A 7,998-nucleotide genomic window follows, 5' to 3' on the forward strand; every position below is an offset into this window, starting at 1 on the left:
ATGATAGCATTTATTGGATTATTAATAGGTGTACTTTTAGGATTATTATTAGATGTAAATATACCAGATACCTTATCTCCCTATATGTCTGTTGCAATTTTAGCATGTTTAGATTCTGTTTTTGGTGCGGTTAGAGCATCTTTATCAAAAAACTTTAAATCAGATATATTTATTTCAGGTTTCTTTGGTAATGCATTGTTAGCGGCGGGTCTTGCATACTTAGGAGATAAGCTTGGAATTCCAATGTATATAGCAGCAGTTATTGTTTTTGGAGGTAGAATATTTGATAACTTTGCAGTTATAAGAAGATTATTAATTGAAAAGTTAAAATCTCGTGAACGAGGTGAATAAATGAAAAATATAAAATCAACATTTTTTATTTTATCGGCATCAGTTGTAACAGGATTGCTTATAATAATTGGAATTAATGCAAATAATACTAAAATTAATGTATCTTTAAATGCAGTTGAATATAAAAATGCAGTAGAAGAAAGAAGTAAATTGTACAAAGAAATAGAAAAAATAAAAAATGAAAATATAGATTATAGATATAAAATAAGTAAATATGAAGGTAATGATCCTGAGAAGAGTAAGAAGCTAGTTGAAGATATGAAAAATCAGTTAATTGATTATGGAGCTTTAGGTGGAATCACATCTGTTAAAGGGCCGGGATTAGTAATAAAGATATTAGATGGAGATATAAATTATAACTTAGAATCTTATTATGAGATATGGAGAAAGATATTCCATGATTCTGACGCAGCAATGGTTTTAAATGAGTTAAAAAATGCAGGCGCAGAAGCTATAGCCATAAATGATCATAGAATACTACCTAATACTGGAGTAATATGTTATTCAGCTTCTATAGCATTTGAAGACCAATCAAATGTATCATCCCCATTTTATATTTATGCTATAGGTAATCCAGAGGAAATGAAAGCATCTTTATTAGCAGAAAATAGTTTTATACAAAAATTACTTTTAAGAAAATTAAAAATAGAGATTTCAGAAAAAGATGAGATAGTGATTTCTGCAACGAAACAAAATACAGATGTGAAATATATGGAAGTATATCAGAAAAAATAAAATTTTATTAAAAAATATTTTAAAATTGAAGGAATTTAAGTTTTTTTGAAGAATATCTAGAATGTATATGTTAATAACTTCTTTAGGAGGAAAAGACTTGGTTATAGAAGAAAATATAAATAAAATAAAAAAGAATTTATCAAAAGATGTAACATTAGTAGCAGTTTCAAAGACTAAGCCTATAGAAGATATAGAAATTGCATATAAGGCTGGCCAAAGGGATTTCGGCGAAAATAAAGTACAAGAGCTTATTGAAAAAGAAGAAATTCTTGAAAAAGATATAAGATGGCATTTTATAGGTAGTTTGCAAACTAATAAAGTCAAGTATTTAGTGGGTAAAGTCTACTTAATACATTCATTATCTAGTATTAAACTCTTGAAAAAGATAGAAAGTGAATTTTCAAAAGAAGGTTTTATAGCTAATCTTTTAATACAAATAAATATAGGCAAAGAAGAAAATAAAAGTGGAATTTTTGAGGAAGAGTTAGATGCTTTAATAAATGAAATTGAATTATGTAATAATTGTAAAGTTAGAGGATTAATGGCTATAATTCCAAAAGGAAATGATACTGAAAACAGATATTATTTTAAAAAAATGAAATATATATATGATACTTTAAGTAAAAAGTCATATAAAAATATTTCGATGGAAATTTTATCTATGGGAATGACTAATGACTATAAAATAGCTATTGAAGAAGGATCTAATTTAATAAGAATTGGTGAAGGAATATTTGGTAAAAGAAATATATTAGGAGGATTAACGAATGGGTAATATGTTTGGAAAATTTAAAGAAATAATTGGACTTGGTGAATATGATGATGATGATTTAGAAGACTTAGAAGATGTAGAACTTGAAGAAGAAATACAAGAAGAAATTGAACCAATTATATCAAAACAAAAAGGAAATAAAGTAGTAAATATTCATACTGCATCCACAGCAAAGGTAATGGTAACAAAGCCAAATAGTTATGATGATGCAAGAGAAATTGCTGATGCTATAAAAGCAAGAAAAATAGTTTTAGTTAATGCAACTACTTTAGAAACAAAAGTAGCACAAAGATTAGTAGACTTTATAAGTGGATCTTGTTATGTTTTAGGTGCTACGTTACAAGAAATAGAGCAAAGAGTTTACTTATTATCACCTTCTAATGTGGAAGTTACAAATGAGTTAAAAAATGAACTTAGCTCAAAAGCATTATTTAACTGGAATAAATAATTAATTAAATATAATGAATGTTAATAGTTTATAAGTAATATTTTAATTAACAATAGGATGTAGATTTAATGTTAAAAAAAGAAACAGTAATCAAAAGCTTTAATGAAGAAGATATAAATGAAGCTTTAAAAATATATGAAAAATATAAATTAGCTTATGAAAAAGATATAACTGTGTTTACAAATAACTTTCATTCACCAAATATATGGAGTTTTTTTGAAAAAAATTGTAGTAATAGCAATTTTATAGTTGAAACAAATGGGATTTTTGAAGAATCAGAAAGAAGAATAATTTCTTTTAATAATTACTATAAAACAAATTATCCTATTAAAATTTTAAGAATAAGCAATAAATCTAATTTTTCAAATTTGAAACATAAAGATTATTTAGGATCAATATTATCATTGGGATTTGAGCGTGATAAATTAGGAGACATAATAGTTAAAGAAGATAAAGCATATATTCCTGTATTAGAAGATATAAGTGATTTTATATTGAATAATTTATCGCATATTGGAAAGTCTCCAATTGAAATAAAAGTTATAGAAGATAATAATGAATTGCCATCTGTTCAGTTTGAAGAAATATTGATAAATGTATCTTCATTACGAGCAGATAGTGTTGTAGCCAAAATTTCAAATGTATCAAGATCAAAAGCAATTGAGGTTATAGAAAGTGGCAAAGTGTTAATAGATTATGTAAAAGCTAGGGATAAAAGTCAAGAAATTTCAAAAGATACTAGAGTTACAATTAGAGGAATTGGAAAGTTTATAATTGGCGAAATAATTGGCGAGACTAGAAGTGGGAAGCAGAGAATTGCAGTAAAAAAATATATATAATGTGTAGAGGTGATTTTATGAAACTTACTCCAATGGATATAAGTAATAAAGAATTCAAAAAGGGATTTAGAGGCTATAGTAGTGATGAAGTTGATGAATTTATCAATGAAATTATAGAAAACTATGAAGAACTTTATAAAGAGAACTCAAGATTAAAAGAAAATTTATCAAGAGTTAATGAAAAATTAGAACATTATTCAAAAATAGAAAATACAATTCAAAACACGCTGTTATTAGCGCAAAATGCAGCTGAACAAGCAAGAGAGTCATCACAAAAAGAAGCAGAAATAATTTTGAAAAATGCAAATGATTCTGCTAAGAAAATTTTAGACAAGGCTCATAATGATGTAGTTTCTATAAATGATGAATATGAAAAGGTAAAGCAAGAGTTCATAAAGTTTAGAGCTAAATTTAGAAACTTTATGAATGCACAAACAGAAACTTTTGATGAATTAGAAAAGGACTTAACTAAGAATTATAATATATCAGAACCATTAGAAGAAGCAGCAATTGATGTTATTGAATTATCCAGTAAGAACATAGAAGAAATAGAAGAAGTTTATACTGAAGATATGGACGAAATAAAAAGCTTCTTTGCAAAGAACTAATACATAAAATCCGTTTAATACGGATTTTTTATTTTCTTTTTACTATTGAGTGTAAAGTTCTTATGTATTATAATGTGTAAAGAATTATAAGGAAAATGGAGAACAATATTAATGGACGAATTAGTATTTAAAATAAAAGAAGAAGACATTGGAGTTAGAATAGATAAATATTTAGTTAATGTTATAGATGGAAAATCTAGATCTTTTATACAAGGATTAATAGATTCTAATGCAATTATAGTGAATAATAAAGAAGTCAAGAGTAATTATAAACTAAGAAATGGTGATGTAATAATAGTAAGTACACCAGCTCCAATGGATCTTGATGTAGAAGCAGAAGATATAGAACTTAACATAGTTTATGAGGATGAAGATGTAATAGTACTAAATAAACCACAAGGAATGGTTGTACATCCTGCCCCAGGTAATTATAGTGGAACATTAGTAAATGCACTGCTGTTTCATTGTAAAGATTTATCAGGAATAAATGGTATTATAAGACCTGGAATAGTCCATAGAATAGATAAAGATACATCTGGAATATTAGTAATAGCTAAAAATGATGAAGCTCATAATAGTTTAGCGCAGCAATTCAAAGAACATACTATAAAGAGAGAGTATTATGCATTAGTTGAGGGTAGATTTAGTAAATCTGATGGAATCGTGGATAAACCCATAGGAAGAAATAAAAAAGATAGATTAAAGATGGCTATAGTTGAAGATGGAAAAAGAGCCGTAACCCATTATGAAGTCTTAGAGCAATATAATAATGGAACAGCCTTAGTAAAATGCAGGCTAGAAACAGGAAGAACACATCAAATTAGAGTTCACATGTCTTCAATTGGGCATCCTTTAGTTGGGGATCCTATTTATGGCAATAAAAAACAAAAGTTTAAATTACAAGGTCAAGTATTACATGCAAAAACTTTAGGATTTATTCATCCAAGAACTAAGGAATATATGGAATTTGATTCAGATTTACCTAAATATTATTTAGAATTATTAGAAAATATAAGAAAATAGAGGTGGATTTAAATGAACTTAAAGGCAAATTTATTAGATGATAAAGCAATAAAAAGAACTTTAATAAGAATTTCGCATGAAATAATTGAAAAAAATAAAGGTATTGAAAACATAGTTTTAATTGGTATTAAAAGAAGAGGATATCCTTTGGCACAAAGAATTGCAAGAAATATAGAAAATATAGAAGGAATAAAAGTTCCTGTAGGCTATGTTGATATATCATTATACAGAGATGACATAACTGAAATAAAAGATATGCCTAGAGTTAATAATATGGATTTAGGTGTAAATGTTATAGGTAAAAAGGTCATATTAGTAGATGATGTATTATATACTTGTAGAACAGTAAGGGCGGCAATTGACGCTATAATTGATTCAGGAAGGCCAGAACAAATACAATTAGCTGTATTGATAGATAGAGGACATAAAGAACTACCAATAAGAGCTGATTATGTAGGTAAGAATATCCCAACTTCAAAAAGTGAAATAATAGCGGTTGAAATAGAAGAAATTGACGGTAATGATTCAGTAAAAATTTACGAAGAAAAATAGAGGAGAATAATATGGAATATGATTTAATTGCAACAACAACCTTTGGTCTTGAAGGTATTACTGCAAAAGAATTGAAAGCTTTAGGCTATGAAGACTTAAGAACAGAAAATGGAAAGGTACATTTTACAGGAGATGAAATGGATATTGCAATAGCTAACATTCATTTAAGAACAGCAGATAGAATATTAATAAAAATGGCAGAATTTGAAGCAAGAAGTTTTGAAGAATTATTTCAAGGTACAAAGAATGTAAAATGGAGTGATATAATCCCTATAGATGGTATTATGCATGTTAATGGTAAATCCGTAAAATCAACATTACATAGTGTACCAGATTGTCAATCTATTGTAAAAAAAGCTATAGTAGACAGTATGAGTAATTCTTATGGAATAAGCCAATTTGAAGAAAATGGACCATTATATAAAATTGAGGTATCAATACTAAAAGATGTTGTAACATTAACAATAGATACCTCAGGACCAGGTTTACATAAAAGAGGCTATAGAGAAGAAGCAGGAGCAGCACCCCTTAAAGAAACACTAGCAGCTGCAATGGTGCTTATTTCTAGATGGAAAGAAGATTTTATTTTAGTTGATCCTTTTTGCGGATCAGGGACTATACTTATAGAAGCTGCTATGATTATGCAAAATATAGCACCAGGAATGTGTAGAAGTTTTACATGTGAAACTTGGCCAACAATGGATTCTGATGTTTTCGAACAAGTAAGAGAAGGTGCAGAAAGAGCAATTAAAAATAAAGATATAAAGCTTATAGGATATGATATAGATGGAAGAATACTTAAAGTAGCAAGAAGTAATGCAGAAAAAGCAGGAGTTTCTAAATATATTGAATTCCAAAAAAGAGATTTTAATGATTTTTCAAATAGTAACAGATATGGATTTATAATTTCTAACCCACCATATGGAGAACGTTTAGGAGAGAAAAAAGAAGTAGAACAATTATACAAAATCTTTGGAAGCTTTAAAAAGAAATTTTTCAACTGGGATTACAATGTTCTTACATCTTATGAAGGATTTGAAGGTCCATTTGGAAGAAAATCAACTAAAAACAGAAAGCTATATAGTGGTAAATTAAAATGCTATTACTATCAATACTTTGATAATGAGCTTATTAAAAATGATGGAGATATGCTTATAAACCATATATAGCGACGATTGAAAATGGGTAGCGTATAGTTGATAATTAATGAAAGGATATGATTTATAGCTAAATCTATAAATCATATCCTTTTTTTAATAACTAAAGATATTATAAATGATATTATCTTGTAACATAAAAATATCTAACTTGTATTTATATACGATTAAGTTAAATTTAAGAATTTTGTTAAGGAATTGTAAGGTAAATAAATTATAATTAAATATAGAATTTCAAAATCGAAGATACCGTAAGATTTAAAAATTTATAGTTCATAGTAATATAGCGCATAGTTATACTATGGTAAGGGAATTTAAAATTAGAAAGCCAATATTTATTTAAGCTAGAATTTATTTGAATGAATACTGAAATTATAATCCATAAATTATGTATGATACTAATATAAGGTTTTGAAAAATTGAATAGTACTGTATTTACAAAATATGTTATAATTATTTTGTAATAGTAAAAAGAGGTGAAATAATGGATAATAGAGGAATAAAATCCATTTTAATAAAGATTTCATTTATAACTGGGATTATATTATTGATATGCTTTTTTGGAGGTTTAGTGTATTTACGTTATGATTATTATACTAACTCTAGTCCTTACGCTTCAACACCATTATCTGTTTATAACATAATTCATGGCATAATATTTTTAATTCCAAGTATTATATGCTTTGTTATAGCAATGTTATTAAATTCAAAAACAAAAAAATAAAATCATTCTAGGTTAATTATGATTCTTATACTATGAAAACAAAATAAAAACATATTTATATAAATACCGTATTATTTAGTGATGAATTTCACGATATTTTTTAGTGTGCAATTTAAATATATTAGGAAATTGTATTAATATGCTAATTGGAATGGCCATTTATATAAGTGGGTGTTTTTCTTTTTCAGATAAATCAATTTTGAAAGGTTATATAGATAAGGAGGAATATTTTGCTAAAGACGGATTCCAAGATTACACGGACTATTATAAGTATCATTATGAGGAATCTAATAATTTATTTCTCGAAGGAAAGTAATATTTATTCAGTAGTCACAGAGGATAATATAGAAAATATCCGTTCATATTTTACTAGCTTTGGATCTTGGATGGATTCTTCTAATAGAACTGATGAATATGACTTTGATGACCCTTGCATTTCAGAAGGCGATTATATTTATATTAAAATAAAAGAAGGGCAATCAATCGGAAATTCAAAGTATACAAAGTTTGATAATTATACTATTTATTTTTATGAGACTGAGTCAGCCATACTATTTTTTATTCACTCTAATATTTGATATAGAAATTATAATTTGTCTATTAGTTATTATGAAGAATTTTAAATTAAATATATTATCAACATTATTTTAAAATAAAGCCTTAATTTGTGCCCTACTTTAATTAAGTATTAATTATTGATTTAAATTATATAATCAGCATTACTTCAAAAATATGGTATTTATATGTGAATATAATGTATAATAAAAATAAGAATTATTATGAAATAGT

At 26.5% G+C, this 7,998-nt stretch carries 11 protein-coding genes; all 11 read left to right on the forward strand.

Translation table 11 applies throughout. The annotated features are described in order from the left end of the window. Complete coding sequence (locus A500_RS06655; RefSeq protein WP_016206822.1) at positions 1-351, forward strand: small basic family protein; 351 nt, start codon at positions 1-3, stop codon at positions 349-351. Further along, positions 352-1,086, forward strand: coding sequence for a DUF881 domain-containing protein (locus A500_RS06660; protein WP_016206823.1), 735 nt, complete (start codon positions 352-354; stop codon positions 1,084-1,086). It begins immediately after the preceding gene. A gap of 97 nt (positions 1,087-1,183) precedes the next feature. Continuing rightward, positions 1,184-1,861, forward strand: a complete 678-nt coding sequence (locus A500_RS06665; protein WP_040436617.1) for a YggS family pyridoxal phosphate-dependent enzyme — start codon at positions 1,184-1,186, stop codon at positions 1,859-1,861. Further along, positions 1,854-2,306: a cell division protein SepF gene (locus A500_RS06670; protein ID WP_016206825.1), complete on the forward strand. Its 453-nt coding sequence runs from the start codon at positions 1,854-1,856 to the stop codon at positions 2,304-2,306. The genes A500_RS06665 and A500_RS06670 overlap by 8 nt, the downstream gene beginning before the upstream one ends. Before the next feature lie 68 nt (positions 2,307-2,374). Then, positions 2,375-3,145, forward strand: coding sequence for a YlmH/Sll1252 family protein (locus A500_RS06675; RefSeq protein ID WP_016206826.1), 771 nt, complete (start codon positions 2,375-2,377; stop codon positions 3,143-3,145). Positions 3,146-3,162: 17 nt separating this feature from the next. Next, positions 3,163-3,753, forward strand: coding sequence for a DivIVA domain-containing protein (locus tag A500_RS06680; protein ID WP_016206827.1), 591 nt, complete (start codon positions 3,163-3,165; stop codon positions 3,751-3,753). Positions 3,754-3,864: 111 nt separating this feature from the next. Further along, entirely contained in the window at positions 3,865-4,776 is a 912-nt protein-coding gene (locus A500_RS06685) for an RluA family pseudouridine synthase (protein WP_016206828.1), read from the forward strand. 12 nt (positions 4,777-4,788) lie between these two features. Further along, positions 4,789-5,328 carry a bifunctional pyr operon transcriptional regulator/uracil phosphoribosyltransferase PyrR gene (gene pyrR, locus A500_RS06690; RefSeq protein WP_016206829.1) on the forward strand — a complete coding sequence of 180 codons (540 nt, stop codon included), beginning with the start codon at positions 4,789-4,791 and terminating at the stop codon, positions 5,326-5,328. A gap of 11 nt (positions 5,329-5,339) precedes the next feature. Beyond that, on the forward strand, positions 5,340-6,497 hold the full coding sequence (locus A500_RS06695) for a THUMP domain-containing class I SAM-dependent RNA methyltransferase (protein ID WP_016206830.1): 1,158 nt from the start codon (positions 5,340-5,342) through the stop codon (positions 6,495-6,497). Positions 6,498-6,969: 472 nt separating this feature from the next. Next, a complete protein-coding gene (locus A500_RS06700; RefSeq protein ID WP_016206831.1) occupies positions 6,970-7,209 on the forward strand; it encodes a hypothetical protein in 240 nt (79 codons plus the stop codon). A gap of 230 nt (positions 7,210-7,439) precedes the next feature. Next, on the forward strand, positions 7,440-7,787 hold the full coding sequence (locus A500_RS06705) for a hypothetical protein (protein WP_016206832.1): 348 nt from the start codon (positions 7,440-7,442) through the stop codon (positions 7,785-7,787). The last annotated feature ends 211 nt before the right edge of the window (positions 7,788-7,998 follow it).

This window comes from Clostridium sartagoforme AAU1, from assembly GCF_000401215.1.
GTDB lineage: Bacteria > Bacillota > Clostridia > Clostridiales > Clostridiaceae > Clostridium > Clostridium sartagoforme.